The organism is Streptomyces drozdowiczii (assembly GCF_026167665.1).
Classification (GTDB): domain Bacteria; phylum Actinomycetota; class Actinomycetes; order Streptomycetales; family Streptomycetaceae; genus Streptomyces; species Streptomyces drozdowiczii_A.
In genome coordinates, this window is the sequence record NZ_CP098740.1 from 3,987,496 (window position 1) to 4,013,691 (window position 26,196).

At 72.8% G+C, this 26,196-nt stretch carries 18 protein-coding genes and 4 pseudogenes; 10 read left to right on the plus strand and 12 right to left on the minus strand.

Going from position 1 to position 26,196, the window contains the following annotated elements:
- The first annotated feature begins 8 nt into the window (after window positions 1–8).
- A complete protein-coding gene (locus NEH16_RS18175; protein ID WP_265543665.1) occupies window positions 9–1,289 on the plus strand; it encodes an MFS transporter in 1,281 nt (426 codons plus the stop codon).
- On the opposite strand, the gene NEH16_RS18180 is transcribed toward NEH16_RS18175, so the two are convergent.
- Window positions 1,271–2,002, minus strand: coding sequence for a siderophore-interacting protein (locus tag NEH16_RS18180; protein ID WP_265543666.1), 732 nt, complete (start codon window positions 2,000–2,002; stop codon window positions 1,271–1,273). The genes NEH16_RS18175 and NEH16_RS18180 overlap by 19 nt on opposite strands.
- 143 nt (window positions 2,003–2,145) lie before the next feature.
- Here NEH16_RS18180 and NEH16_RS18185 point away from each other — a divergent pair, with 143 nt between their 5' ends.
- Window positions 2,146–2,976 carry an LLM class F420-dependent oxidoreductase gene (locus tag NEH16_RS18185; protein ID WP_265543668.1) on the plus strand — a complete coding sequence of 277 codons (831 nt, stop codon included), beginning with the start codon at window positions 2,146–2,148 and terminating at the stop codon, window positions 2,974–2,976.
- Window positions 2,977–3,014: 38 nt separating this feature from the next.
- Here the strand turns inward: NEH16_RS18185 and NEH16_RS18190 are convergent, their stop codons facing one another.
- Complete coding sequence (locus tag NEH16_RS18190) at window positions 3,015–4,493, minus strand: hypothetical protein (protein WP_265543670.1); 1,479 nt, start codon at window positions 4,491–4,493, stop codon at window positions 3,015–3,017.
- A gap of 32 nt (window positions 4,494–4,525) precedes the next feature.
- Window positions 4,526–5,251 (minus strand): class I SAM-dependent methyltransferase, encoded by a 726-nt coding sequence (locus tag NEH16_RS18195; RefSeq protein WP_265543672.1) that lies wholly within the window; start codon window positions 5,249–5,251, stop codon window positions 4,526–4,528.
- 195 nt (window positions 5,252–5,446) lie between these two features.
- Here NEH16_RS18195 and NEH16_RS18200 point away from each other — a divergent pair, with 195 nt between their 5' ends.
- Complete coding sequence (locus NEH16_RS18200) at window positions 5,447–6,070, plus strand: DUF4333 domain-containing protein (RefSeq protein WP_265547245.1); 624 nt, start codon at window positions 5,447–5,449, stop codon at window positions 6,068–6,070.
- Between the two features lie 29 nt (window positions 6,071–6,099).
- Here the strand turns inward: NEH16_RS18200 and NEH16_RS18205 are convergent, their stop codons facing one another.
- The 3 genes from NEH16_RS18205 to NEH16_RS18215 form a co-directional block, all read right to left on the minus strand.
- Complete coding sequence (locus NEH16_RS18205) at window positions 6,100–6,246, minus strand: prevent-host-death family protein (protein WP_265543674.1); 147 nt, start codon at window positions 6,244–6,246, stop codon at window positions 6,100–6,102.
- 70 nt (window positions 6,247–6,316) lie between these two features.
- Window positions 6,317–6,562: a DUF397 domain-containing protein gene (locus NEH16_RS18210; RefSeq protein ID WP_265543676.1), complete on the minus strand. Its 246-nt coding sequence runs from the start codon at window positions 6,560–6,562 to the stop codon at window positions 6,317–6,319.
- Complete coding sequence (locus NEH16_RS18215) at window positions 6,559–7,425, minus strand: helix-turn-helix domain-containing protein (RefSeq protein ID WP_265543678.1); 867 nt, start codon at window positions 7,423–7,425, stop codon at window positions 6,559–6,561. Before NEH16_RS18215 ends, NEH16_RS18210 begins: the two co-directional genes overlap by 4 nt.
- A 133-nt stretch (window positions 7,426–7,558) precedes the next feature.
- Here NEH16_RS18215 and NEH16_RS18220 point away from each other — a divergent pair.
- Window positions 7,559–7,972, plus strand: a pseudogene (locus tag NEH16_RS18220) (ATP-binding protein); the annotation flags it as partial.
- 9 nt (window positions 7,973–7,981) lie between these two features.
- On the opposite strand, the gene helR reads toward NEH16_RS18220, so the two are convergent.
- Window positions 7,982–10,156 (minus strand): RNA polymerase recycling motor ATPase HelR, encoded by a 2,175-nt coding sequence (gene helR / locus NEH16_RS18225; protein WP_265543680.1) that lies wholly within the window; start codon window positions 10,154–10,156, stop codon window positions 7,982–7,984.
- Between the two features lie 256 nt (window positions 10,157–10,412).
- Here helR and NEH16_RS18230 point away from each other — a divergent pair, with 256 nt between their 5' ends.
- The 3 genes from NEH16_RS18230 to NEH16_RS18240 are packed head-to-tail and all read left to right on the plus strand — an operon-like array spanning window position 10,413 to window position 15,068.
- Window positions 10,413–11,783, plus strand: coding sequence for a serine/threonine-protein kinase (locus NEH16_RS18230; protein WP_265543682.1), 1,371 nt, complete (start codon window positions 10,413–10,415; stop codon window positions 11,781–11,783).
- A 35-nt stretch (window positions 11,784–11,818) separates the two neighbouring features.
- Window positions 11,819–14,401, plus strand: coding sequence for a bifunctional FO biosynthesis protein CofGH (locus NEH16_RS18235; protein WP_265543684.1), 2,583 nt, complete (start codon window positions 11,819–11,821; stop codon window positions 14,399–14,401).
- Between the two features lie 43 nt (window positions 14,402–14,444).
- On the plus strand, window positions 14,445–15,068 hold the full coding sequence (locus NEH16_RS18240) for a hypothetical protein (RefSeq protein ID WP_265543686.1): 624 nt from the start codon (window positions 14,445–14,447) through the stop codon (window positions 15,066–15,068).
- Window positions 15,069–15,080: 12 nt separating this feature from the next.
- On the opposite strand, the gene NEH16_RS18245 is transcribed toward NEH16_RS18240, so the two are convergent.
- Window positions 15,081–15,941, minus strand: coding sequence for an aminoglycoside phosphotransferase family protein (locus NEH16_RS18245; protein ID WP_265543688.1), 861 nt, complete (start codon window positions 15,939–15,941; stop codon window positions 15,081–15,083).
- A gap of 227 nt (window positions 15,942–16,168) precedes the next feature.
- Here NEH16_RS18245 and NEH16_RS18250 point away from each other — a divergent pair.
- Window positions 16,169–17,280, plus strand: a pseudogene (locus NEH16_RS18250) (ADP-ribosylglycohydrolase family protein).
- Here NEH16_RS18250 and NEH16_RS18255 read toward each other — a convergent pair.
- From NEH16_RS18255 to NEH16_RS18270, 4 genes are all read right to left on the minus strand, one after another.
- Window positions 17,268–18,839, minus strand: coding sequence for a sodium:solute symporter family protein (locus tag NEH16_RS18255; RefSeq protein WP_265543690.1), 1,572 nt, complete (start codon window positions 18,837–18,839; stop codon window positions 17,268–17,270). The pseudogene NEH16_RS18250 and the gene NEH16_RS18255 sit on opposite strands and share 13 nt — an antisense overlap.
- A 443-nt stretch (window positions 18,840–19,282) precedes the next feature.
- Entirely contained in the window at window positions 19,283–19,489 is a 207-nt protein-coding gene (locus NEH16_RS18260; protein ID WP_073968698.1) for a DUF397 domain-containing protein, read from the minus strand.
- A 225-nt stretch (window positions 19,490–19,714) separates the two neighbouring features.
- Window positions 19,715–20,584: a helix-turn-helix domain-containing protein gene (locus tag NEH16_RS18265; RefSeq protein ID WP_073968697.1), complete on the minus strand. Its 870-nt coding sequence runs from the start codon at window positions 20,582–20,584 to the stop codon at window positions 19,715–19,717.
- A gap of 213 nt (window positions 20,585–20,797) precedes the next feature.
- Window positions 20,798–21,520: a GOLPH3/VPS74 family protein gene (locus NEH16_RS18270; RefSeq protein WP_073968696.1), complete on the minus strand. Its 723-nt coding sequence runs from the start codon at window positions 21,518–21,520 to the stop codon at window positions 20,798–20,800.
- Window positions 21,521–21,698: 178 nt separating this feature from the next.
- Between NEH16_RS18270 and NEH16_RS33925 the strand changes: the two are divergent.
- A pseudogene (locus NEH16_RS33925) lies at window positions 21,699–24,163 on the plus strand (serine hydrolase).
- A 179-nt stretch (window positions 24,164–24,342) separates the two neighbouring features.
- Window positions 24,343–26,159, plus strand: a pseudogene (locus tag NEH16_RS18280) (MFS transporter).
- Window positions 26,160–26,196 lie beyond the last annotated feature (37 nt).

Genomic DNA, 26,196 nt, shown 5'->3' on the forward strand with positions numbered 1-26,196 from the left:
GGTACGGCGTGGGGCGGGTCCGAGAACAGGCGGGGCTGCTGGCCCAGTTGCGGAACCCGCCGGGCGGCAGGGACGCCCGGATCATGCTGCGCGCCCTGGCCGTCGACCGCACCGGCACCGGCCTGTGGGCGGCCTCCTCGGTCCTCTACCTCACCTTCGTCACCCATCTCAGCGCCCAGCAGATCGGCGTCCTCCTCGGCACGGCGGGCGTCGCGGGCATCGCGGGCTCACCCCTCGCCGGGCGCCTCGCGACCCGCTTCCCGGTGCGCCCGCTGCTGATCGGCTGCCACCTGCTGCGCCTCGTGACGCTCACGCTGGTGCTGCTCTGTACGCGGTTCGAGGCGCTGCTCGTCGTGGTCGCCGTGACCTACCTGGGGGACCGGGCGGCGAAGACCCTGGAGATGCTGTTCGCCACCCGCGCGGCGGGCGAACGCCGGGCCGCCTACCAGGCGTTGTCCCGCAGCGCCGCCAACGCCGGCTACGGGCTGGGCGCCGGCCTCGCCGCGATCGGCCTGGCGGCCGGCACGGAGGACGCCTACCGCGCGCTGATCCTCGGCAACGCGCTCTCCTTCCTCGTCGCCGCCGCGCTGGTGTGGCGTACGGGGGAGCCGGGCGGCCGGGCGGTCGGGCCGAAGCCCGCCGAGGCGCCCCGCCCCCGCACCAAGGGCCCCTGGCGGGACCGGGGTTACCTGCGCTTCGTGCTCCTCGACATCCCGATGAACCTGGACGACTCGGTGCTCGGCGTCGGCCTCCCGCTCTGGCTCGTCACCCGCACCTCCGCCCCGCACGCCCTCGTCCCGGCCTTCCTGGTCATCAACACCGTGCTGGTCGTCCTGCTCCAACTCGCCGTCTCTCGCAGGGCGGAGGGCCCGCGCAAGGCGGTGCGGGCGGTGCTGCTGTACGGCGTCCTGCTCTTCGTCACCTGCGCGCTGCTGGCCGCGTCCACCGCTTGCGGCACCTGGACGGCGGCCGGGGTCCTGCTCGCGGCGGCGGTCCTGGTCACGATGGCCGAGCTGATGCGCTCGGTCAGCTCCTGGGAACTGGCCGTCCTGCTCGCCCCGCCGGACGAGCGCGCCGCCTACCTGGGCGTGGCCGGCATGTCCCAGTCCATCCAGAAGTCGGCGGGCCCACCGCTGCTCACGGGCGTGGTCATGGCCGCGGGCCCGGCGGGCTGGCTGGCGCTGGGGGTCGCGGTGGCGGGTCTCGCGGTGTGGCAACGGCGGTGCTGCGAGGGCCGGTTGGCCCAGATGGAGGCGCCCGGGCCGGTGGCTCAGCCCGCCCGCCAGTAACCCAGGGCGTGTACCCGCTCCTTGGGAACGGCCAGGTCCCTGCGTACGTACGCCGACAGGGCCCTGGTCGTCGCCGTGTCACAGGCGATCCAGACGTACGCGCCCGAGGCGTCCTCGCCGAGCACGCCCGGCAGCCCGGACCTCACCGCGTCGATGAGCGCCGCGCCCCGGCCGTGGCGGGCGACCCGGTGGAGCGTGTGGCGGTCGGGGTCGAGGCGCAGCGGCGGGGTGCCGGCCGTGCCGGGCGCGTCCTCGTACCAGAGGGTCGCGGGGGTGCCCGGCAGCGCGTCCAGCAGGGAGTTGATCGCGGGCAGGGACGCCGGATCGCCGATCACGACGAGCCGCGAGGGCGCCGGGTCGGGCAGCGAGAATCCGGTGCCCTGGAGGGTGGCGTCGATCGTGTCACCGGGGCGGGCGGCGAGAGCCCAGTCGGTGGCCGGGCCCGCGTGCAGCGCGAACTCCAGCGTGAACGTGCCGGCTTGCGGGTCGGGGTCGACCAGGGTGTACGCGCGCTGGTGCGGTTTGCCGGAGCGGTCGAACCAGAGCCTGACCCACATCGTGGGGTGCGCCCCGCCGGTCGCGGCGAGGAGCCCGCCGTCGGTGACCGCGACGCGCCGGAAGCCGTCGGCGGGCTCCTCGGCCGCGGTGACGGTGAAGGTGAAGTCGCGCCCCCGCATGAGCTTGAGGACGACGCCCTCCCAGCCGTGCCCCATGGTCCCGCTCCCCTGCCCTCGTAAGATAATTTAGGCGAGCCTAACCTAAGTGCGTGGCGTGTGGGGAGGCCGGAGGCGTCACTTCACGCCCGCCGACCGCATACGTTGGGAACGTCACGGGACAACGACGGAGGTGCCTTCGTATGCGGATCGCCACCACGATCTTCCTCACCGACGAGACGATCACCCCGGTGCGGCTGGCGCACCAGCTCGAACAGCGCGGTTTCGCCGGGCTCTACCTGCCCGAGCACACCCACATCCCGGTGAGCAGGGACACCCCCTACCCGGCGGGCGGCGAGCTGCCCCGCGAGTACGGACGCACCCTGGACCCCTTCGTCGCGCTCGCCCAGGCCGCGGCGGTGACCGAGCGGCTGGCCCTGGGTACGGGCATCACCCTGATCGCCCAGCACGACCCCATCGACCTCGCCAAGCAGATCGCCACCCTGGACCACCTCTCCGCCGGCCGCTTCACCCTCGGCCTCGGCTACGGCTGGAACGTCGAGGAGGCCGCCGACCACGGTGTCGAGTGGTCCACCCGCCGCCGCCTCGGCCGCGAGCGCCTTGCGCTGATGCGGGCGCTGTGGGCTGCGGAACCCACGGCGTACGAGGGCGAGTTCGGCTCCGTACGCGCCAGCGAGGCCCACCCCAAACCGCACCGCCCGCAGGGCCCCCGCACCCTGGTCGGCGGCGCGGCGGGCCCCAGGCTGTTCGACCACATCGCGGAGTCGGCCGACGGCTGGCTCCCCATCGGCGGCAGCGGCCTCACGGAGTCCCTGCCCCGCCTCCGCACCGCCTGGGATGCGGCCGGCCGCGACCCGAAGGACCTCCACGTCGTCCCGTACGCGGTCCTCCCGTCCCCCGGCAAACTGACCCGCTTCGCGGACCTGGGCATCGAGGAGGTCGTCCTCCAACTGCCCCCGGCCGAGGAGCCGGAGGTGCTGCGGACGCTGGACGCGTACGCGGCGTACCTGTAGGTCCCCGGCTGCCCGGCCCCGCTGTTGGGGCCCTGCGGTTACGGCACCAGCGCGTTCATCGTGGCGAGCGGCAGGGACGGGTTCGCGGCTGCCTGCGGGGCGAGTTCGGTGTCGTCGAGCAGCGCGGTGAGCCGGGTCAGGGGAAGCCGGGGGTGCCGGGCCGCGTCGGCGCGGACCAGCGGGTCGGGGTCGCGGGTCAGCCGGTCCGCCGTCTCCGGGGCGAGCCGGGGGTCGAGCGGGGCGAGGCGGCGGACGGCCGGGTCCTCGTCGTCCGCGAAGCGGGCGAGCCCCGTACAGGGGAAGGCGGGTCGGCGGGTGAGGTGCCACCGGTGGGGTCCGGTGTACTCCAGGAAGCTGCGGAGCAACAGCGCGGCCGGGGCGTCCGGGTGGTTCTGGCTCAGCAGCACGCGGACGCCGAGGTCCGGGTCGTCCGCCAGCTCCGCCACCAGGTCGGCCGGGAGTCCGGGGTCCCGGGCCGCCCGCCGCCGCAGACAGGGGTGCCCGGACCGCGCGTCCCGGCGCAGCCGCTCGGGATCCGGGTCCGCGTCCGGAAGCCAGCAGTGTCCGCAGTCCTCGTGCTCGGGCACCTCGTAGTCGATCGCGGCGCGTTCCGCCTCGGTCAGCGCCGGGTGGACGGAGAGGGCCAGGCGTACGCCCGGATCGGGGTCCACCGCGAGGGCGCGGCGCAGGGCGGGGGCGAGGTCGGGACGCTCGGCGACGCGTATCCGTACCTTCGGGTCGGCGTGCCCGGCGAGGACGGCGACGTACTCGGCCGGTGTGCTGGTGTTGCCCGCCACCGCCCATGCGCCGTCCGTCTCCAGGGCGGCTGCCACGACGTCCGGGGCGAGGGCGCCGTACATCAGCAGGGTCGTGCGCGCGATGCAGCGGCGGTCGGGAAGGTCCTCCCGCACCGCGTCCGGGTCCCGGCGGCGCTCGTGGAGCCCGTGGCTGCGGGCCGCCGCCTCCCTGACGCCCGGGTCCGGGTCGGCCAGCAGGGCGGCCCGCGCCCAGGGCGCCAGCACGTCCCAGTGCACGCCGCCCCACTTCTGCCGGACCTTGGCCACGGGATGGGTCGCCGTGCCGCGCCGGAACTCCGAGGACATTTGCCGCAGCAGCCCGATGCCGATCAGTTCGTCGTCGTACGTCTCGATGATCCGCACCACGGCCCGGTCGGGCAGCGGCCGTGCCGGGCAACCGTCCTCGTCCGGCTTGGGCCCGTCGGCCAGATGCGCCCGCACGAACCACTCGGGGTCGTCCACCAGCCGGGCCCGCTGCTCGGGTCCGGCGTGCGGGCTGCGGGCGAGGAAGCTCCGGGTGTACGTGTCCGGGTGGGCGACCACCGCATCCACCACGGCATCGGACAGCGCCCGGTCCCGGCACAGCACCATCCGTACGGCCGCCGACTCGCCCGCGAGCAGCCGCAGCAGGATGTCGTCGGGGGCGGCCGGATTGAGCGCGAGGCCGGCGAGCCGGTGCTCGGCGGGCGTGGCGGACCGTGCGATGTCGTCGGGAGTCACGCCGGGATGATGCCACGGGCCCCTGGCCCGGATCAGTCCCGTCGCGCCACGAAGACGTACTCCCGCCCCGGCCGGTCCGGGGCCTCGCGGACGTCCTCCACGACGTAGCCTTCGGCCGTCAAGTCCGCCTCGATCTCCGCCCGTTCACGGAAGCGCAGCGTCGAGTCCGAGGTCAGCACCTGGCCGTCCGCCGCGAACCGGTAGGTCCAGCGGAAGGTCACCAGGGGCCCGGCCACCTCGGTCACGTCGACCCAGGTCTCGACGGCACCGGTCCCGGGCACCTCGGTCACGTCGCGGGACTCCTCCCGGGTCCACTCCTCCCAGGCCCGTCGCGCCGGCACCCGCGTCTCGAACACCAGCCGCCCGCCGGGCCGCAGCGCCGCGTGGGCGCCCCGGAGGGTGGCCTGCCAGTCCCCGGGGTCCACGATGGCCTGGGCGACGTTCGCGGTCATCGTCGCGAGGTCGACGCGCAACGGCCGCAACCGCGTGGCGTCCCCGCAGATCCACCGCACCCGCTCGGCGCCCGGCTTGCCCCGGGCGACATCGAGAGACGCCCGCGCGGGATCGACCCCGACGACCTCCTGCCCGCGATCCGCGAGGAGCAGGGCGAAGACCCCGGTCCCGCAGCCGATGTCGAGGACGCGCTGCGCGCCGAACTCCTCCGCCATCCGCACATACGCGTCGAGGTCGCTGCGGTCCGGGTCGAGCGGGTCGTAGAGCGCGGCGAGGAGCGGGTGGGCGAAGCAGTCGTCGGCCATGCCGGAGAACGTTAGGCGGGGCGGGGCCCGGGGACGAGTGGGTTACGGCCTCCACCCCTCGGAGACGGCGGAGCGCCTGGACGCCTGCTGACCCGGTCGGCTGTTCGGACCCCGGTGGTAGCTTGGCAGGCCAGTCGTTGGCGTGTACATCGAGGCTAGGGGGACCCCATGAGGCAGCAGTCCGTACGGAGTCGGATGGTGGCCGGAGCGGCCGCCGGGACGCTGGCCCTGTTCTTCGTCTCGGGCTGCTCGTTCAGCTTCGGCGGCGACCTGGTCGTCAAGAAGGAGGAGGTCGCCAAGCAGGTCTCCGCCGCTATGGAGAAGCAGGCCGGGCGCGCTCCCGAGGACGTGACCTGTGAGGACGACCTCAAGGGGGAGGTCGGTGAGTCGGTGCGCTGCACGATCACCGACAGCGGCAAGAAGCTCGGTATGACGGCGACCGTGAAGTCCGTCGACGGCAAGAAGGTGAACATGGACTTCAAGGGGGACGGCAACACCGGCGCCGGCAGTGGCGCCTCCGCCGACCCCCAGCCCAGCGATTCCGCCCAGCCGTCCGACTCGGCGGGCGCGGACAGCGCCTCCGGCTCCGTGGACAAGGCCGAGGTCGCCCGCCAGGGCAAGGCCGTCCTCTCCGCCCAGTTGGGCAAGCAGCCCGACTCCTTCTCCTGCCCGGAGGACCTGCCCGCCAAGGTGGGCGCCACGGTGCGCTGCCAACTGGCCGACAGCGGGAAGCAGTACGGAGTGACGGTCACCGCGAAGTCGGTTGTCGGCTCCAAGGCCAACATGGACTTCAAGGTGGAGGAGACGCCGGGCGGCTGAGGGGCGGGGCCGGGCGGGCGCCCGGCGCGTCAGCGCCGTTCCAGGCCGAGCCGGGCGCGTACCTCGTCGTGGGGAACCGGTTCGGTGAGGTCGACCGCGGAGGCCCTGCGGGCCCGGTAGTCGGCGAGAGCCCGGGCCTCCTCCGGATCGGTACGTTCCTGCTGGTCGTCGCTCATGCGCGAAGTGTGCCGGCCCGAGGGGCCGGGCGGACGGCGAGCGCCCGGGTGGGGCTCGCCGTCCGGCTTTTCAGCCCTGGCGCGCGTACGTGACGAACGCGGACCAGGCCGTGGGCGCCACGTCGAAGTGGGGGCCGGGGATGTTCTTCGAGTCGCGGACGTGGATCGCGGACGCGCAGGTCGCGACCTCGATGCACTCGCCGCCCTCGCCGCCGCTGTAGCTGGACTTGCGCCAGTCGTAGGCGACCTCGATGCAGTTGCCGCCCTCGCCGCCGCTGTAGCTGCTCTTGAACCAGTGCAGTCGCTCAGTGCTCATCGGTCTCTCCACATTTTTTCGATCAAGGTCAGGGACTCCCTCGGGGTGAGTGCCTGTGCCCGCATAATCCCATGGCGTTCGCTCACCACGCGGACTTCGTCGGGGTCGGTGATGAGGCGTGCGTGCCCCTGCACTTCGGTGTAAGCGACTTCCTTGCGGCCTTTCGGCGTCAGCAGGGTGAACGCCCCGTCCAGGTTCGGATGTTCCTCGGTCGCGGTGGGCAGCACCTGAAGCTCCACGTTGCGCATGCCGCCGACGTGCAGGAGCTTCTTCAGCTGGTCGGCGTGCACAGCGGGGCCACCGATCGGCCGCTGTAGCACGACCTCTTCGAGCACGAAGCTGAACGTTGGCAGGGGCCACTGCTCGAAGATGCGCTGGCGCGCCAAGCGGTCGGTGACGCGCTTCTCGATCGTCTCCTCGTCCAACAGCGGACGCCGCCGAGCGAACAGCGCTCGCGCGTACCCCTCGGTCTGGAGCAGCCCGGGCACTGCCTGGTTGCTGTAGTTGTGGAGGGCGACAGCCTCCGCTTCCATGCGCGCGTAGTCCCGGAACCATCCCGGGTGCCGCGTCCGCGCCCGCGCCAGCGCCTCCCGCACCTCCTCCGCCGCTACCGACAGGAATCCCCCCGTGTCCAGGGCCCTGTCCGCTGAGGCCAGGAAGTCCACCTGCGGGGTCCGCACCCCCCGTTCGATCGCGGAGACCAGGTCCTCGCCGCAATGGACCAGCGAAGCAAGCTCCCGCTGGTTCATTCCCGCGCGTTCGCGCAGGAACTTCAGCTGGCGGCCCAGCGCCCTGAACAGGTGCGCGGTGCCGTCCGATTCGGCCGGGCGCTCCGGCCGTTCCTCACGTTGCGTGTTCGTCATCTGCCCCGTACCGCCTTCGCTCGTCCGGTCACGGCCGACGCCCCGTACAGCCGGTCGGGCAGGCCCGTACAGCTCGTTGGAGTCGTGTGGTCACTCCTGGTCAGCGTAGAAGGAGACGGACACGCTGGGTCACATGAACGCCGAAATCACTCTTGCGGGTACCGACTTCGTCCAGCGCTTCAGCGCCACCCGCCGAGGCGCGCGCCTCGCCCGCCGACTCGCCGTGCAGCAACTCGACGCCTGGGGCGTGGCGTACGGGAGCCGGCTGTCCGACGACGTGGCGGTGGTCGTGGCCGAGCTGGCCGCCAACGCCGTGCTGCACGGCCACGTCACCGGCCGGGACTTCGAGCTGCGCGTAACCCCCGAGACGGACGGATTCCGCATCGAGGTCTCGGACGCACGCGGCGAGCGGCGCCCGGAACTGTGCGCGGGCGGACCGGACGCCGAGAGCGGGAACGGGCTGCGCCTGGTCGAGGCGCTGGCGGCGGAGTGGGGCGTCGCGGAGCGCATCGTCGGCAAGACCGTGTGGGCGCGGGTGGCCCCGGGCGGTGAGGCCCTACGCCCCCGACAGCACCACCAGCTCCCGCGTGGCCCGGGTCATCGCCACGTACCGGTCCACCGCCCCGGCGACCCCCGACCCGAAGGACTCCGGATCGACCAGGACCACGAGGTCGAACTCCAGGCCCTTGGACAGCGAAGGGGTCAGGGCGCGGACCCGCGGTGACGGTGGGCGGAAGGTCGACGGGGCGCCGATGACGCACGCCGTGCCCTCGGGGTGCGTCGTCAGCCAGGTGTCGAGGACCGTCGGGAGGTCCGTGAGCGGGCCGTGCGCGACCGGGATGCCGCTGCTCCTGATGGACACCGGGACGTTGGCGCTCGGCAGGGCGGCCCGGATCACCGGCTCCGCCGCCGTCATGATCTCCTCCGGCGTGCGGTAGTTGACGGTCAGCGCCGAGAGGCTGATCCGGTCGAGGCCGACCCGCTCCAGCCGCTCCCGCCACGACTCCGTGAAGCCGCGCCTCGCCTGCGCGCGGTCCCCGACGATCGTGAAGCTGCGCGACGGACACCGCTGGATCAGCATCTGCCACTCCGCGTCGCTCAGTTCCTGCGCCTCGTCCACCACCACATGGGCGAACGGGCCCGCCAGCTCGTCCGGTTCGGCGGTGGACAGGGCGTCCGGGTCGAGCAGCGTGTCCTGGAGGTCCCGGCCGCGCAGCATCCCCACCGCGCCCTGGCTCTCGTCGATCTCCGCGTTCTCCAGGAGGCTGTCGATCGCCTCCGCCCGGCGCGCTCGCTCGGCGGCGGCCGTCGCCTCGTTGCGGCGTCGGCGGCGGGCCGCGTCCGGGTCACCGAGCCGCTGCCGGGCCGCGTCCAGGACCGGCAGGTCGGAGACCGTCCACGCCTGGGGCTCGGAACGCTGGAGCGCGGCCACCTCGTCCCGGGTGAGCCAGGGCGCGCACGTCCGCAGATAGGCCGGGACGGACCAGAGGTCGCCGACCAGGTCCGCCGCGTCCAGCAGGGGCCACGCCCGGTCGAAGGCCGCCATCAGCTCGCGGTCGCGCAGGAGCGCCTGGCGGACCAGGTGGTCCGGGACCTCCTCGTCCTGCCGGTCCGCGTGCTTCTCGGCCAGGATCGTCAGGACCTCCTCCAGGACCGCGTCGCGCGCCTCGTTGTGCGGGACGCCCGGCGCCGACTCGAAGGCCACGGCCCACTCGGCGGCGGTGAGCCGGACGTCCGCCCAGGGCGTCGTCACGGTCAGGCCCTGGGCGGGCGGCTCCTCGTAGAACGCGGCGGCGGCCTCGACCGCCCGCACCAGCTCCGCCGACGCCTTCAGCTGGGCCACCTCCGGATCGGCCTCCGGCACGGCCGCCGCGCCCTCCGGGACGAGGTCGCGCAGGGTGCACGTACGCACCCCGTCCTCACCGAGGCTCGGCAGCACATCGGCGACGTACCCCAGGTACGGCTGGTGCGGGCCGACGAAGAGGACGCCGCCGCGCCGCTGCCCGAGGCGCGGGTCCGCGTACAGCAGGTACGCGGCCCGGTGCAGGGCCACGACCGTCTTGCCGGTGCCCGGGCCGCCGTCCACGACCAGCGCGCCGCGCGAACCGGCGCGGACGATCGCGTCCTGGTCCGCCTGGATCGTGCCCAGCACGTCCCGCATCCGGGCCGACCGGTTGGTGCCCAGGCTCGCGATGAACGCCGACTGGTCGTCCAGCGCGGCGTGCCCGGCGAAGGCGTCCGGGGCGAACACCTCGTCCCAGTAGTCGCTGACCCGGCCGCCCGACCACCGGTAGCGGCGGCGGCTCGCCAGGCCCATCGGATTGCCGTGCGTCGCCCCGAAGAACGGCTCGGCGGCCGGGGAGCGCCAGTCCGTCAGCAGTCGGCGGCCCTCGCTGTCGGTGAGGCCGAGCCGTCCCACGTACACTGGCTCGGAGCCGTCCGCTCCGGCCATGTGGCCGAGGCACAGGTCCAGGCCGAAGCGGCGCAGCGTGCGCAGCCGGGCGGTCAGCCGGTGGATCTCGGCGTCCCGGTCCAGCCCCTGCCGGCCCAGGCCGCCCGGGGCGCGGCGGGCGGTGTCGAGGGCGGCGGTCAGTTCGGCGACGGTCTCCTCCAGGCAGCGCGCGATGGCCGCGAAGTGGCGCTCGTCCCCGGCGATCAGGGCGGGGTCCGCCTTGGCCTCGGCGCGGTCGCCGGTCAGCGCGAAGGCGCTCGTGGTGACAGTGGTGTGCATCGGTTCGGGCACTACGCAGAACTCCCAAATGCCGCAGGTGGCTGGCTCGGATCAGCGATTGTGCGGGACGAGGGGGCCTTGCGGCAAGGCCCCCTTGCGCTATACGTTGAGAGTGGCCGGAGGTGGCAGTCCTTTCCCGGCCGGCCGGTGCATCCCTCCCGGCACCCCCCTCGGCCCCCTTTCCGTCCGCCGTGCCGCGTATTGGCAGGCACACGGCATACTGGGCCGCCGGATCACCGGGGGGAGCGCCGAGCACATGGCGTACGGAACGGACGGGGCGGACCTGCCCGAGAAGGTCGGCGGATACGCCGTGGAACGGCAGCTCGGCGCGGGCGGCATGGGCGTCGTCTATCTGGCGCGGTCCCGGGGCGGGCGCGCGGTCGCCGTGAAGGTGGCCCGTTCCGAACTGGCCGCCGATCCGCACTTCCGCGAGCGGTTCCGGGCCGAGGTCGAGGCCGCCCGGAGCGTCGGCGGTTTCCACACGGCACCGGTGGTCGACGCGGACCCCGACGCGCCCGCGCCCTGGCTGGCGACGGCCTACATCCCCGGGCCCACGCTCTCCGCCCTCGTGGAGGCCGAGGGCCCGATGGACGAGGCGCGGCTGCGGCAGCTGGGCGCCGCGCTCGCGGAGGCGCTGGCCGCGATCCACCGCTGCGGGCTGGTCCACCGCGACCTGAAGCCGGGCAACATCATCATGGCGGCGGACGGGCCGCGCGTCCTGGACTTCGGCATCGCGCGGGCTCTGGAATCGACCCGGCTCACCGCGACCGGGATGGCCTTCGGCACGCCCGGGTTCCTCGCTCCCGAGCAGGCCCAGGGCCTCGAAGTCGGCGCCCCCGCCGATGTGTTCGCCCTGGGCGCCGTGCTCGTCGCGGCGGCGGGCGGCAGCGCGTTCGGGGCGGGGACGCCGATGGGGATGATGTACCGCTCGGTGCACGAGGCGCCGGACCTGGGCGCGGTGCCGGAGGGGGTACGGGGCGTGGTGGCGGCCTGCCTGGCGAAGGAGCCGGGCGAGCGGCCCGCGCCGGAGGCGCTGCTGGACCTGTTCGCGCCGACGGGTGCGGCGTACGTGCCGCCGCGGCAGCCCGGCCACCCGGCGGACGCGCCCCCGCCGAGCCTCAGCAAGCCCCCGGCCGACGCGACCCCGTCGCCGCGGCACCCGCAGCCGCCCGCACCCCCCGCGTACCCGCCGAACTCCGCGGCCCCCTCCCCGTACCCGCCGATGCCCGCGTCCCCCTACGGCCCGTCCCCGTACACCCCCTCGCCCTACCCGCCCGCCGCCGCGATCCCCAACAACCCGTACGCGCAAGGGCCGGCCGCAGGCCCCTGGCAGCAGGCGCCCGCCGAACCGGTCACCGACATCGGGTTCGTCGGGGTGGGCACCGACAGCTCGCTGGTGATCGACGCGCTGGGGGTCGAGTTCCAGGCGGGCAACGGCCTTGAGCTGCAATTCAGCTGGGCCGAGATCGGCCGGATCGAATACGTGGTGCACGGGCCCAAGCTCCTCCTGGTCACCGTCCGGCTGCGCGCGGGAGCCGTCCACACCTGGACGCTGGCCGCCCGCAACCGCTCCCGCCTGCGGCAATGGACCCAGGACCTGCCGCTGATCCTGGAGTACTACGCGTAGTCCGGCCGCCGGCCACCCGCTCGTATGCTCGGGGCATGACCGATCCCCAGAGCGGACACCCCACCACCAACTCGATGCGGCGCGCGCTCAAGCGCGCGCGTGACGGAGTCGCACTCGACCGGGCGGAGGCCGCCGTGCTGCTCCAGGCGCGCGGCGAGGACCTGACGGATCTCGCGGCCTCCGCCGCCCGGGTGCGGGACGCGGGCCTGGAGGCGGCGGGGCGGCCGGGGGTCATCACGTACTCCCGCAAGGTCTTCATCCCGCTGACCCGGCTCTGCCGCGACAAGTGCCACTACTGCACGTTCGTCACCGTCCCCGGCAAGCTCCGCCGGGCCGGGCACGGCATGTTCCTGTCGCCCGACGAGGTGCTGGCCGTCGCCCGCGAGGGGGCGGCGATGGGCTGCAAGGAGGCCCTGTTCACGCTCGGGGACCGGCCGGAGGACCGCTGGCCCGAGGCGCGGGAGTGGCTGGAGGCGGAGGGGTACGACGACACCCTCGCGTACGTACGCGCCATGGCGATCCGCGTCCTGGAGGAGACGGGGTTGCTGCCGCACCTCAACCCGGGGGTCATGAGCTGGACGGACCTCCAGCGGCTGAAGCCGGTCGCGCCCTCCATGGGCATGATGCTGGAGACGACCGCGACCCGCCTGTGGTCCGAGCCCGGCGGCCCGCATTACGGCTCCCCGGACAAGGAACCGGCCGTGCGGCTGCGGGTCCTTGAGGACGCGGGCCGGTCCAACGTGCCCTTCACCACGGGCATCCTGATCGGCATCGGCGAGTCGTACGAGGAGCGCGCGGACTCCCTCTTCGAGCTGCGCCGGACCGCCCGGGCCTACCACGGCATCCAGGAGGTCATCGTCCAGAACTTCCGGGCCAAGCCGGACACCGCGATGCGCGGGATGCCGGACGCGGAGCTGGAGGAGCTGGCCGCCGCGATCGCCGTCGCCCGGCACATCCTCGGCCCGTCCGCCCGCATCCAGGCCCCGCCGAACCTGGTGGACGCGGAGTACGCGCTGCTCATCGGCGCGGGCATCGACGACTGGGGCGGGGTGTCGCCGCTCACCCCCGACCATGTGAACCCCGAGCGCCCGTGGCCGCACATCGACGAACTCGCCGCCCGGACGGCCGAGTCGGGCTTCACACTCCGCGAACGCCTCACGATCTACCCGGAGTTCATTCAGCGCGGCGAACCCTGGCTGGACCCGCGCCTGCTCCCGCACGTACGGGTGCTGGCCGACCCGGAGACCGGCCTCGCCCGCGAGGGCGCGATCCCCGAGGGGCTGCCGTGGCAGGAGCCGGACGAGGGGTTCAACGCCTCCGGCCGCACCGACCTGCACCGCACCATCGACACGGAGGGCCGCACCGGCGACCGCCGCGACGACTTCGACGTCGTCTACGGGGACTGGGAGGCGCTGCGCGAGGCGGCGGCCCCCGGGATGGTGCCCTCCCGGATCGACGGGGACGTGCGCGCGGCGCTGAGCCAGGCGGCGGACGACCCGACGAAGCTCACCGACGACCAGGCGCTCACGCTGCTGCACGCGGACGGCCCGGCGCTGGACGAGCTGTGCCGGATCGCGGACGCGCTGCGCCGGGACGTGGTGGGCGACGACGTCACGTACATCGTCACGCGGAACATCAACTTCACCAACGTCTGCTACACCGGCTGCCGCTTCTGCGCCTTCGCCCAGCGCCGCACCGACGCCGACGCGTACACCCTCTCGCTGGACCAGGTCGCGGACCGGGCCGCGCAGGCGTGGGACGTGGGCGCGGTCGAGGTCTGCATGCAGGGCGGCATCCACCCGGACCTGCCCGGCACGGCGTACTTCGACATCGCGCGGGCGGTGAAGGAGCGGGTGCCCGGCATCCACGTCCACGCGTTCTCACCGATGGAGGTCGTCAACGGGGCCACCCGCACCGGCATGTCGATCCGTGACTGGCTGACCGCCGCGAAGGAGGCCGGGCTCGGCTCGATCCCGGGCACGGCGGCCGAGATCCTGGACGACGAGGTCCGCTGGGTCCTCACCAAGGGCAAGCTGCCCACGGCGACCTGGCTGGAGGTCATCAGGACCGCCCACGAGGTGGGCCTGCGCTCCTCCTCGACCATGATGTACGGCCATGTCGACCAGCCCCGCCACTGGCTGGGCCACCTGCGCACCCTGGCCGCGCTCCAGCAGGAGACCGGCGGCTTCACGGAGTTCGTGACCCTGCCGTTCATCCACACCAACGCGCCGGTCTACCTCGCGGGGATCGCCCGCCCCGGCCCGACCGACCGCGACAACAGGGCCGTCACCGCGATGGCCCGCCTCCTCCTGCACCCCCACATCACCAACATCCAGACCAGCTGGGTCAAGCTCGGCACGGAGGGCGCCGCCGAGATGCTCCGCTCCGGCGCGAACGACCTCGGCGGCACGCTGATGGAGGAGACCATCTCCCGCATGGCCGGGTCGAGTTACGGCTCCTACCGCTCGGTCCGCGACCTGGAGGCCATCGCGGAACTCGCCGGCCGCCCGGCGAAGCCGCGCACGACGCTGTACGGAGAGGTCCCGGCGGAACGGGTGGCGGCGGCGGACGCTTCGGACGGGCACCTGCCGGAGCTGCTGCCGGTGCTGGGGGACTGACCGGCACGGCCCGACCGCCGGGCCGTCCAGAGAGGATGGGTTCATGACCAGACGTCTCGGCATCGCCCTGCTCCCGTGCCCGGAGCACACGCGTACGGCCATCCAGCTGCAACAGGATCTGGGCGCATCGGGTGAGCCGCTTCGGCCCGTACTCGGCGAGGACGGGAACCTGCCCCATCTGACCGTGTTCCAGGGCCCGCTGGACGACGGACTGGAGCCCGGCCCGCTTCTGGAGCGCACAGCCGCCTCGCTGAGCCTGCCGGCCGCGATATCCCTCGGGTCGGCAGGGCTCGTCCACCAGCCCACCGGCTGGCTGTTCATGTCGGTCGAGCGGCCGGCCCTCCTCGGGAAACTCCAGGAAACCGTGATCGGCCTCGTCGGACCCCACCTGGACCGAACGGCCTTCGACGCCGTGCGGGACCTGTCGCACTTCACGGAAGCGGAACGCGCGAGTCACGCCCGTTACGGATACCGCTACACCGGTGAGGCGTATGCCCCGCATCTCACCCTGGGCCGGACCGACGAGGAGACGGCGACCGCCCTCGCCCGGACCGGACCCCGGAGCGTCGCCGTGCCCCGCACCTGGATCTTCGACCGGCTCAGCTGCTACGTGATGGGCGAGCACGGTGCCCACGCGGAGACGCTGGCCGTCCGGCCCCTCGGATAGGGCGGTCGCGGCTCAGGCGAACGCCTCGTGCTCCCCCACCACAGCGTCGACCACCCGCAGCTCCTCCGCTGCCCGGACCGGGTCCGCGTCGGTGTCCAGCACCAGATTCAGCAGCGCCTTCCACAGCGCCCAGCCCCGGGCCCTCGCCCAGGTCCCGGGGTCCTGGGCGACGGCGGCCCGGAACGCCTCGCGGCTGTCGCCGTCGAACATGGTCCAGGCGATGACCAGGTCGCAGGCCGGGTCGCCCACGCCCGAGGTGCCGAAGTCGATCACCGCGGCCAGTTCGCCGTCCCGGACCAGGAGGTTGCCGGAGGCGATGTCGCCGTGGAACCACACCGGGTCCCCGTGCCACTCGGCGGCGAGGGCCGCCTCCCAGACCGCCCGCGCCCGGTCCGTGTCGACGCGGTCCGCCAGGAGGGTCAGGCAGCGCCGGGTCTGCGCGTCGTAGTACGCGGGCGGGGTGCCCCGGTACCAGCTGTGCTCGCCCGCCGCCGGGCCGCCCGCCGGGTCGCAGCGCTGGAGGGCGCGGAGGAACTCGGCCACCGATTCCGCGAAGCCGGGGAGGTCCGCGATGTGCCCGCGCGCCGCCGTCTCGCCGGGGAGCCAGCGCCGGACCGACCAGGGGAAGGGATAGCCCTCGCCGGGCGCGCCCAGGGCGAGGACCGGAGGGACCGGGACCGGCAGCGAGGGCGCCAGACGGGGCAGCCAGACGTGCTCCTTCTCCACGGCGGGGACGTAGCCGGCGGCGGTGGGCAGCCGGACCGTCATCGCGTCGCCCAGGCGGTACGTGCGGTTGTCCCAGCCGTCGACCTCGACCGGGACCACGGGCAGGCCGCTCCACTGCGGGAACTGCGCGGCGATCAGCCGCTCCACGAGCGCGGCGTCGATGCCCGCGCGGCCGTCGGGATGTGCGTGGGGAGGGGTGAGGGCATCGGGCGATCATCGCCCCCGGCCCCGCGCGCCGCAACGGAATTCGACGCGCCTCGGAGCCGTACACATCGTTCCGACTCCGTGGCCCCCGCATCCGTTCGATTACAGTGCTGCGCAGTTACCGCACAGTCGCACAGGGGAACGAAGACACGGCATACGGGAGTGGCGCGGTGGGTACAGGGATCCTGGCCGTCTGGGGCGGGCCGAGCAGCAGGACTTCCGCAGCCGGGTACGCGGCACACTCCTCGGCGGCGCCATCGGCGACGCGCTCGGCGCCGGCGTCACCGCCCTCACCCTGGAGGAGATCCGCGCCGCCCACGGCCCCGACGCCGTCACCGACTTCGTCCCCGCCCACGGCGCGCGCGGCACGGTCACCGCCGCCACCCAGCTCACCCTGTTCACCGTCGACGGGCTGATCCGCGCCCAGGTCCGCCGCGACACCGGCGCCTGGCACCCGCCCACCGACGTCCACCGCGCCCACCTCCGCTGGGCCGCCACCCAGCACGACTGGGGGCCCGACGAGCGCCGCGAGGACAACGGCTGGCTCGCCGCGCAGGAATGGCTCTACGACCGCCGCGCCCCCACCCGGGAATGCCTGAACGGGCTCGGCGACGACATCATGGGCACCCTGGACCGGCCCAAGCATCCCGCCGCGCACGACGCCGCCGCGCTCACCCGGTCCGCCCCCTTCGGGCTGCTCGTCGGCTGGGAGCCGCAGCTGGTGTTCCAGCTCGCCGTCGAGTGCGCCGCGCACACCCACGGGCACCCCACCGCGCTGCTCTCCGCCGGCGCCTTCGCGGTCGTCGTGCACGGCCTTGCGCGCGGCGGGACCCTGGACGGCTCCGTGCAGCACGCGCTCGGTCTGCTCGCGGACCGCCCCGGCCACGAACCGGTCACCGAGGCGCTGCGCCGGGCCCTTGGTGCCGTGCGCCAGGGCATCCCGGGGCCCGCCCTCATCGAGTCCCTGGGTGTCACGGACTCCGCGGAGGAGGTGCTGGCGATCGCGGTGTACTGCGCGCTCGTCGGGGAGGACGTGCGGCAGGGGCTGCGGCTCGCGGTGAACCACGGGGGGCCGTCCGCCGCGACCGGGGCGCTGTGCGGGGCGCTGCTGGGCGCGATGCACGGGGAGACCGCGCTGCCCCCGGCCTGGCTGGCCGAGCTGGAGGGGCGGGCCACCCTCCTCGAACTCGCCGACGACTTCGCCATGGAGATGACCCAGGGGCCCGCCCTGCACAGCCCGGCGACCGCGGCCCCGGGCTGGCTGGCCCGCTACCCCCGCTGATCCGTGGGCGCGCCCTCCACCACGGCCGCCTCGTCCGGGCCGGCCTGGGCGGGCACCGCCGGGCCGTCGCCGTCCGTGTTGATCCGCTCGATCAGCGCGTCGCGTTCCGGGGTGTCCTCCGGGCGTACGAAGCCGATCACCACGTACAGCACCAGCGAGATCGCCAGCGGCAGCGCCACCTGGTACTGGAGCGCCACGCCCTCCTTCACCGAGCCGTCCAGGTCGTAGTTGGTGAAGTAGAACGCCAGCAGCCCCGCCGCCCAGCTGACGAGCGCGGCGGTCGGGCCCGACCTGCGGAAGCTGCGCAGCAGCCCCAGCATGAACGGGATCGCGATCGGGCCCATCAGCCCGGCGACCCACTTGATGACGACGGAGATGATGTCCTTGAACGTCGGCGAGTTGATCTGCGTCGCCAGCGCCATGGACAGCCCGAGGAAGCCCAGCGTGGACAGCCGCGCGGCCAGCAGTCCGGCCCGGCTGCTCCACTCGCGGGCGGCCTTGGAGAAGACCGGGGCGATGTCCCGGGTGAAGACGGCGGAGATCGCGTTGGCGTCGGAGGAGCACATGGCCATCGTGTGCGAGAAGAACCCGACGACGACCAGGCCCAGCAGCCCGTGCGGCAGCAGCTGTTCGGTCATCAGCGCGTAGCTGTCGGAGGCGTCCGGCTTCTCGGCGTGGACCAGCAGCGGGGCGCACCACATCGGGAAGAACAGGACCGTCGGCCACACCAGCCACAGCACGGCGGAGAGCCGCGCCGAACGGGTCGCGGATGCGGCGGAGTCCGTGGCCATGTAGCGCTGGGCCTGGTTCCACATGCCGCCGTTGTACTCGAAGGTCTTGATGAACAGGTACGCCAGCAGGAACGTCACGGTGTACGGACCGGCCGTCGGGTCCGCGTGGCCCTCGGGCAGCTTGTCCCAGACCGTCCACAGGGTGCTGAAGCCGTCCAGCTCGTGCATCGCGGTGACGAGCATCGCGAGCCCGGCGAACAACTGGATGACGAACTGCCCCAGTTCGGTGAGCGCGTCGGCCCACAGACCGCCGACCGTGCAGTAGACGGCCGTGATGATGCCGGTGATGAAGATGCCCTGGGTGAGGGTGATCCCGGTGAACACGGACAACAGGGTCGCGATGGCAGCCCACTTGGCGCCGACATCCACGATCTTCAGCAGCAGCCCCGACCAGGCCAGCGCCTGCTGGGTCGGCACGTTGTAGCGGTTCTTGAGGTATTCCAGCGGGGACGCCACGTACAGCCGCGAGCGCAGCCGGTTGAGCCGGGGCGCGAAGAGCTTCGCGCCGATGCCGATGCCGATCGCGATCGGCAGCGACCAGGTCACGAAGGACGTGACGCCGTACTGGTACGCGATGCCGGCGTAGCCCGTGAACATCACGGCGCTGTACCCGGACATGTGGTGCGAGATGCCGGACAGCCACCAGGGCATCCGGCCGCCCGCCGTGAAGAAGTCGCTGACGTTGTCGACACGCTTGTGGGACCAGAGCCCGATCGCGATCATCACGCCGAAGTAGCCGATGAGCACGACCCAGTCGAGACTGTTCATATGTCCCCTCCCGGGGTCCGCCTTGTGAACGGGGTGCGCACTTCGCCAGTACGGCCGCTCAGCGGCGCCCCGTGCGGGAGCGGGGACTTCGGGGATTGAACCGCCTGCGCGGTACCCCGGTCAAGGACCCTTTCGGTCATAGATGTGAACGCAGATCAGCAAGAGGAACGATTTTACTCGTTCTTGACTCACGGAAGCGTTGTCGCGAACGTGACGGCGGCCACACGATGAGCGGGCGCTTCGCCAGGCTGTGAGCGCAGGGAAGCACGAAGAAGACCGCACGGGATGCGGGTCCCGTGCGGTCGAGTGAGGAGGGGAACTGCCGGAGAGTCCCGAAGAACCCGGCCCGGAAAAGGCGAAAGCCCTCTCGGCCAGGACGGCGGGCCGGTCGAGAGGGCTGTGACGCTGACAGGTGGTGCGGTGAGCGGTGGGCGGGCCATCGGTCAGGCCCCGGCGGCCGCCACGGTGACGTCGCGCACGAACGTGTTCCAGGCGCCGGAAGCGAAGGTGACCGAGGGGCCGTCGGCCACCTTGGAGTCGCGCACGTCGATCGACTGCGTGAGCGGGGACCTGACTTCGACGCAAGCGCCGTTCTGCGCCGAGTACGAGGACTTCGTCCAGCTGTCCGTAGAGCCCTGACGGATGGCCATGTTCACTCCGGTTCGCGAGTTGTGTGAGGGGTGCCAGTCGTGTTCTCGACGGCTCGATGGACGCTACTCGGCAACGCCGCCTTGCGAGGCGGGCATTCACTCGACCGGATGCTTCTCGGGTGCTGACCTTCCACTGCGAGCGGCGACGGTGTACATTTCCGCCGCCGCTCTCGCGAGCTTCCCGTTTCCGTTAGTACGTGCGGTGGTTGTGGGGTCGTTCGCCTCTCACTCCGCGCTCAGTCGGGTGTACTCCTTCGCGATGCGGGCGATGATCTCGCGGCTCTTCTCCACGCTCAGCGCCTGCGCCCGCAGGTGCTCGTACATGACGCTGTACAGCTGGAGGTCGTTCGCCTTCTCCAGGTAGAGGTCGCTGGTGACACCCTCGATGTAGACGACGCTCGAATCCGCAGCGTCCGGGAACTCCAGGATGGCGTACTGACCGCTGATCCCCGGATGGGCGCCGGCCTCGAACGGCAGGACCTGCACGGTGACGTGCGGCAGGTGCGAGAGCTCCACCAGGCGTTCCAGCTGCTCGATCATCACCTGCTTGCCGCCCACCATCCGGCGCAGGGCGGACTCGTCGATGACCGCCCACATCCGCAGCGGATGGTCCGGGTCGGTGATCCGCTCCTGGCGGCGCGAACGCACGCCCACCCGCTTGTCGATGTCCGACTGGGGCGCCTCCGGCAGTGCGCCTGTGATCAGCGCCTCGGCGTACTGCCGGGTCTGGAGCAGGCCGGGGATGACCTGGGGCTCGTAGACCCGCAGGGACGCCGCGTCGGTCTCCAGGCCGATGTACACGCTGTACGGGATGTCCCCGAACGCGTGCCACCAGCCCTGCTGGCGGGAGTCCTTGGCCATCTGCATCAGCGACTCGACGACCCGGTGGTCCTCGACCTCGTACACCCCGCAGAGGTCGCGGACATCGCGCTGGCTGATGGAACGGCGGCCGTTCTCCAGGCGGCTGATCTTCGACTGCGAGACCAGCAGCCGCTCCGCCACCTCCTCGGCGGTCATTCCCTTGACTTCGCGCAGTCGGCGCAATTCCTGACCCAACCGGCGTCGCCTGACGGTGGGATTGACGTTGGACGGCACGGAAACGGCACCTCCGGCTATGTAGCTGTGCGTATCTACTGCTGAGCAGATTGCCACCCTCGGGCCCGGCCGCGCTGGGAAACGGCCACACACAGCGGCGCGGGGCAGTCGGTGGTATCGACTGCCCCGCGTCTGGTGCGGCTCCCGAACCGGGTCTGGATGACAACGGTGCGGCTGTGTTCGGTTGTTGACGTGCGTGGTGCCGTTACGGTCCTAGTGGGCCGCGGTGTGCGCCATGCTGCCGCGCCGTGAGGGCGACGGCACTTGCGGTTGCAACGGAACGCCGGCCGCCTGAGCGCGGCGCGGCTGTGCGACCGCCCCGTTCTGGACGTCCATGACGGCGTGCGCCACGAGGCCGCCCATCGGGTCGTGCCTGATCAGGTCCCGGAGCCGGGAGCGCGATGAACGCCCCTCGTTCCCGGGGTACAGGTGCTTGCCGAGTCCGACCGCGTGGGCCAGTGCGGCAAGCGCCGCGGTCCGCGGGTCCGGCGGTACGCCGGTGCGGATCGCACTGTCCAGCCTGGCCCTGATGTCCCGGCTGATCGCCGTGTCCGTCGCCTGGTAGCGAGTCGTCGGCAGCACTCCGCACATCTGGCCCTCGACGGCATGCACCATGCCGCACCGCTCCAGATGAGCGAGGTAAATCTGGCGGAGCCCCAGCCGGGGTCCGCCGATCCAGTGGACCGCCCGGACCGGACTGCCGCGCCTGCGCAGCAGTTCCAGTGCGGAGTCCAGGGTCGGATCTCCTGTCGGCCGTGGCATCACCACGGCGATACGATCCCCGTCTGGGGCTATCCGTCCTGCCAGGGCCAGCTCCACTAGCTGGGCTCCGGCGAGGCCGAGGTCGAGCGACTGCGGCTGCGCTGTGGTACCCGTGGTCGGGTCCAGAGCGAGCAGCAGAAGCTCCTCCGGAATTGTTCTGCGGCTCCTGCCCATCCATGCCTCCCCGCGTGGATGAATGACAGGGTGACCCCTCTCACATCTTCCTGTCGAGAGCGCCTGGTGGCTTTGTACGGGAACCAGTAGGTATGTCGTTCTCGTCTAGCAGCCCGGCCGAGGGTTCACACGGGACACTGGTAGATGGTTCGGACAGCGCGGGGGTTCCCCGCGCCGCATGGAGGAGGCATCGGTGGCGGGCGAGTCCCCCGACAAGTCGGAGCAGCAGCAGTCGTCGGGAACGACTCGCAACGAGCGCGATCCGCGGCTCGGCGTCTTCCGTGACCCCGAACCGGGTTCCGGCCCGGAGGCCGGTGCGGATTCCGCTACGGGGTCCGGCGCGGCCGGCCCGGAGAAGCCGACGCCCACCGGCGCCACCGGCGCCACCGGCGCCCGGAGCGCCGAGAGCCCTGCGGAGGGCCGGGACGGGGACGCGCGTACGGCCCCGGAGGCCGCCGAGAGCGCGGCGAGCGCTGCGGAGGGCCGGGACGGGGACGCGGATACGGCTCCGGGGGGCGCCGAGAGCGCTCTGGGGGCCGCTGAGGAGCCGGAAGCGGCGGCGGACGCCCCCGAGACCGCTGAGGACGCGGAGGGCGGCGAGCCCGAGCCGGAGGAGGGCGACGCGCGTCTCCGGGCGGCCGTGGCCGCCTGGGTCTCGACGGCCGACGACGGCGACAAGTCCGCGGACGAGGCCGAGGCGCCGGAGGAGCCCCGCGTAACCGCTCCCCGCGAGGAGGGGCCGGAGGCCGAGCCGCAGGCTCCCGTCGCCGACGCGAAGGAACCGGCCGACGACGAGCCGGCCACCGACAGCGACGAATCGGCCACCACCGAGCCCGCCGAGGCGCAGACCGGCGACGAGGACCCGAAGGGGAGCACGCCCGCCGCCGAGGCGCCCGCCCCGGACGAGGAGCCGCCCGCCGCCAAGGCGCCCGCCCCCGACGAGGAGCCGCCCGCCGCCGAGGCGAAGAAGCCGACCACCGGCGAGAACTCCCCGGACGAGGAGTCGCCCGCCGCCGAGGCGCCCGCCCCCGACGAGAAGCCGTCCGCCGACGAGGAGCCGCCCGCCGCCAAGGCGCCCGCGTCCGCGCCCGTTGATCAGCCCACCGCCGTCTTCAAGGCCCCCGGCTGCCCAAGGTCGATCAGCCGACCACCGCGCTGAAGATCAAGCGGTCGCCGTCCGGGCAGCCCGTCGCCGCCGAGAGCGAGTCGCTCGCCGAGCGGACCAGCCAGTTCGTACCGCTGCGCTCCGACGACGTACGCCGGCCGCCCGCCCCGCGCACGCCCGAGAACCCCGCGGCGGCACCCGGCGCCCCCGCTGCCCTCAGCGGCGCCGAGCGGACCCGGCAGCAGCCCATGCCGCCGAAGCCGCCGCTCGACCTGCTCGCCGAGCTGACGAACACCCCGCCGCCCCCGGAGACCCCGGTCCGCACGGCGGTGCGCAGGGTCAAGATCTGGACACCGCTGGTCATCCTCCTGCTCATCGTCTTTGCGATCGCGCAGATGGTGCGCCCGCTCCCGGACCCGTCGCTGACGATGACCGCGAAGGAGACGTACGGCTTCGAGGGCGGCGCCCCGAAGCTGCCGTGGCCCGACCAGGGCCAGGGCTACATGGCCGCCACCGGCCTCGGCAAGGTCGACTCGTTCGGCGAGCAGAAGCCCGTGCCGATCGCGAGCGTCGCCAAGGCGATGACGGCGTACCTCGTGCTCAAGAGCCACCCGCTCAAGCGCGGCGAGAACGGCCCGGACATCAAGATCGACGCCAAGGCCGAGGCGGACGGCAAGCTCTACACCGAGGGCGAGTCCACGCTCAACACGGTGAAGGAGGGCGACATACTCACCGAGCGCGACGCGCTGGCCGCGATCATGATCCCCTCCGCCAACAACATCGCCCGGCTGCTGGCCCGCTGGGAGGCGGGCTCGGAGAAGGCGTTCGTCGCGAAGATGAACGCCACCGCCGACGAGCTGGGCATGAAGAACACCACGTACACCGACCCCTCCGGGCTGACCGCCTCCACGGTCTCCACCGCCGAGGACCTGGTGAAGCTCGGCGAGAAGCTGGTCGAGTTCCCGGCGCTGATGGACATCACGAAGCTGCCGGAGTGGAAGGACCCGTCGGGCCACAAGTGGCGCAACTACAACACCCTCGTGCCGTACGACGGCGCCCTCGGCATCAAGACCGGCTCGACCTCCAAGGCCGGCGGCAACCTGCTCTTCGCGGCGCACAAGATGATCGACGGCACCGACCAGCTGGTCGTCGGCGCGATCCTGGGGCAGTACGACGACGTCTCGATCATCGACGAGGTGAACCGGGTCAGCAAGAAGGTGATGGTCGCCACGCTGGACCTGCTGCAAGGCGCCAAGATCGTCAAGAAGGGCGACGTCGTCGGTGAGGTGGACGACGGCATGGGCCACACCACCCCCGTCGTCGCGACGAAGGACGTGAAGGCGGTCGGCTGGTCCGGCCTCACGGTCAAGCTCGAACTGACCGACGACGGCAGGACCATTCCGCACGAGGCGGTCGCCGGTACGCACGTCGGCACGCTCACCGTGGGCGAGGGCCGCAGCCAGGTGAAGGTCGCGGTCGCCCTCCAGAGCGACCTCGCGAAGCCGTCGTTCGGCGACAAGCTGACCCGCGTCGGCTGAGGACACCCGGAGGGGGGCGCCCGCGCGGGGCGCCCCCCTCCGCCCCCGCGCCGGAAGCGCCCCGCGTGTTAGCGTCCCGGGGGCAACGCGCGGACCCCGGAGCGCGTCTTTCGGCCCATGAGACCCGAGCAGGAGTGCCGGCCGACACCACGCGTCCGGGAAGGGACGGGGAGAGTGCAGTGACCACCGCCGAGCCGACACGGGCGAAGGACGGCACCGCTTCCGACGGCACCACGGAGCCGGCAGGCGATCCGGGCGGATCCGCCCCCGCCACCGGATTCGACGGTCTGAAGCAGCGGTGCCTGCGCCACCCGGTCCTGCTGACGACGGCGGTCGCCGCGGTCGCCCACATCCTGTGGTTCCTCTTCTTCGCCAACAGCGGCGGCGACATCGCGGCCCAGGACGCCTGGGCCGAGTTCGTCGGCCGGCACCCGGGCACGGCGTACAACCTCGCCTGGTACGGGGGCATGCACCCCGTCTCGTACAGCGTGGTCTCGCCGTATCTGATGTCCCTGCTCGGCGTGCGGACGACGATGATGATCGCCGGCACGGTCTCGGCCGGGCTGACCTCGCTGATCCTGTACCGGGTCAAGGCCGTCCGTAACCCGCTGGCCTGCTCGATGGCGGGCGTCTTCGCGTACCTGTGCAACGCGCTGTCGGGGCGGGTGACCTTCGGGCTCGGCATGATGTTCGCGGTCGGCGCGGCCGCCGCCGTGTTCTGCTGGCCGTACCGGTGGCGCTACAAGCGGTGGGCGAAGGCGGCCGTCGCCGCGCCGCTCGCCGGACTCGCGACGGCCGGCAGCCCGGTGGCGGGGCTCTTCCTCGGCGTCGTCGCGGCCGCGCTGTTCCTGAACAAGCGGCGCCCCGGCGCGTACGCGCTGGGCCTCGCCCCGGTCGTGGTGGTCGCGCTGTCCGCCTGGCTGTTCCCGTTCTCCGGCACCCAGCCGATGTCGGTCGCGACGCTGTCCGGGCCGTTCATCTTCTCGTGGCTCGTCTTCTTCCTCGTACCGACCGACTGGAAGACGGTCCGCGTGGCCTCGGCCGTGTACGGGACCGGCACGCTGGCGACGTACTTCGTGGACTCGCAGATCGGCTCCAACGTCTCGCGGATGGCGATGCTGTACGCGGGCGTCGTCCTGCTGGCGGCGCTGCCGTACACCCGGCCCCGCTCGCAACGCTGGTACGCGCTGGTCATCGCGTTCGTCTCGCTCAACGTCTGGATCGGCTTCAAGGGCGTCGACGACATCGTCCGTACCGCCCCCACCGCCTCCTGGACCCGCTCGCTGGCCCCCTGGTCAACCAGCTCCAGGAGGTCGGCGCCGAACGCGGCCGGGTCGAGGTCGTCCCGCCGAGCAGCCACCGCGAGGCGTCCGCGCTCCCGCGCTCGGTCAACCTGGCCCGGGGCTGGAACCGCCAGGCCGACATGAAGCGGAACCCGATCTTCTACGACGACACGCTGGACCCCGTCAACTACCGCCAGTGGCTCGACCGCTGGGCGGTGCACTACGTGGTGCTGCCGCAGGGCGACCCCGACTACAGCGGCGCCCGCAAGGAGGCCGAACTCGTCGGCAAGGGCCTCTCCTACCTGAAGCTGATCTGGTCCAACAAGGACTGGCGGCTCTTCGAGGTGGACAGCCCGGTCCCGCTGGCCGACCCGCCGGCCACGGTGGAGCGCGCGGGCGAGGGCGAGCTGACGATCCACGTCAAGAAGGCGGGCCGGGTCCTGATCCGCATCCCGTACTCGCGCTGGCTCGCCGTCGTGGACGAGGACGGCAACGGCGTGGAACGCCCCCAGGAGACCGAGGCGTCCAAGCAGCGGACGGACGAGAGCACCCCCAAGACCTTCGTCAACGAGAACGGCTGCCTGATCAAGGTGGCCGAGGACGAGGAGGGCGACGAGTGGACGGAACTCCTGGCCCCCCGCCCCGGCACGTACCGCCTGGGCGCCCCGTACCAGCTCCCGCCGGGGACACCGTGCCCGGACGAACTGCGGTGACGGCCGCCGGACGGGCTTGACCGGCACGTCCGCGGCG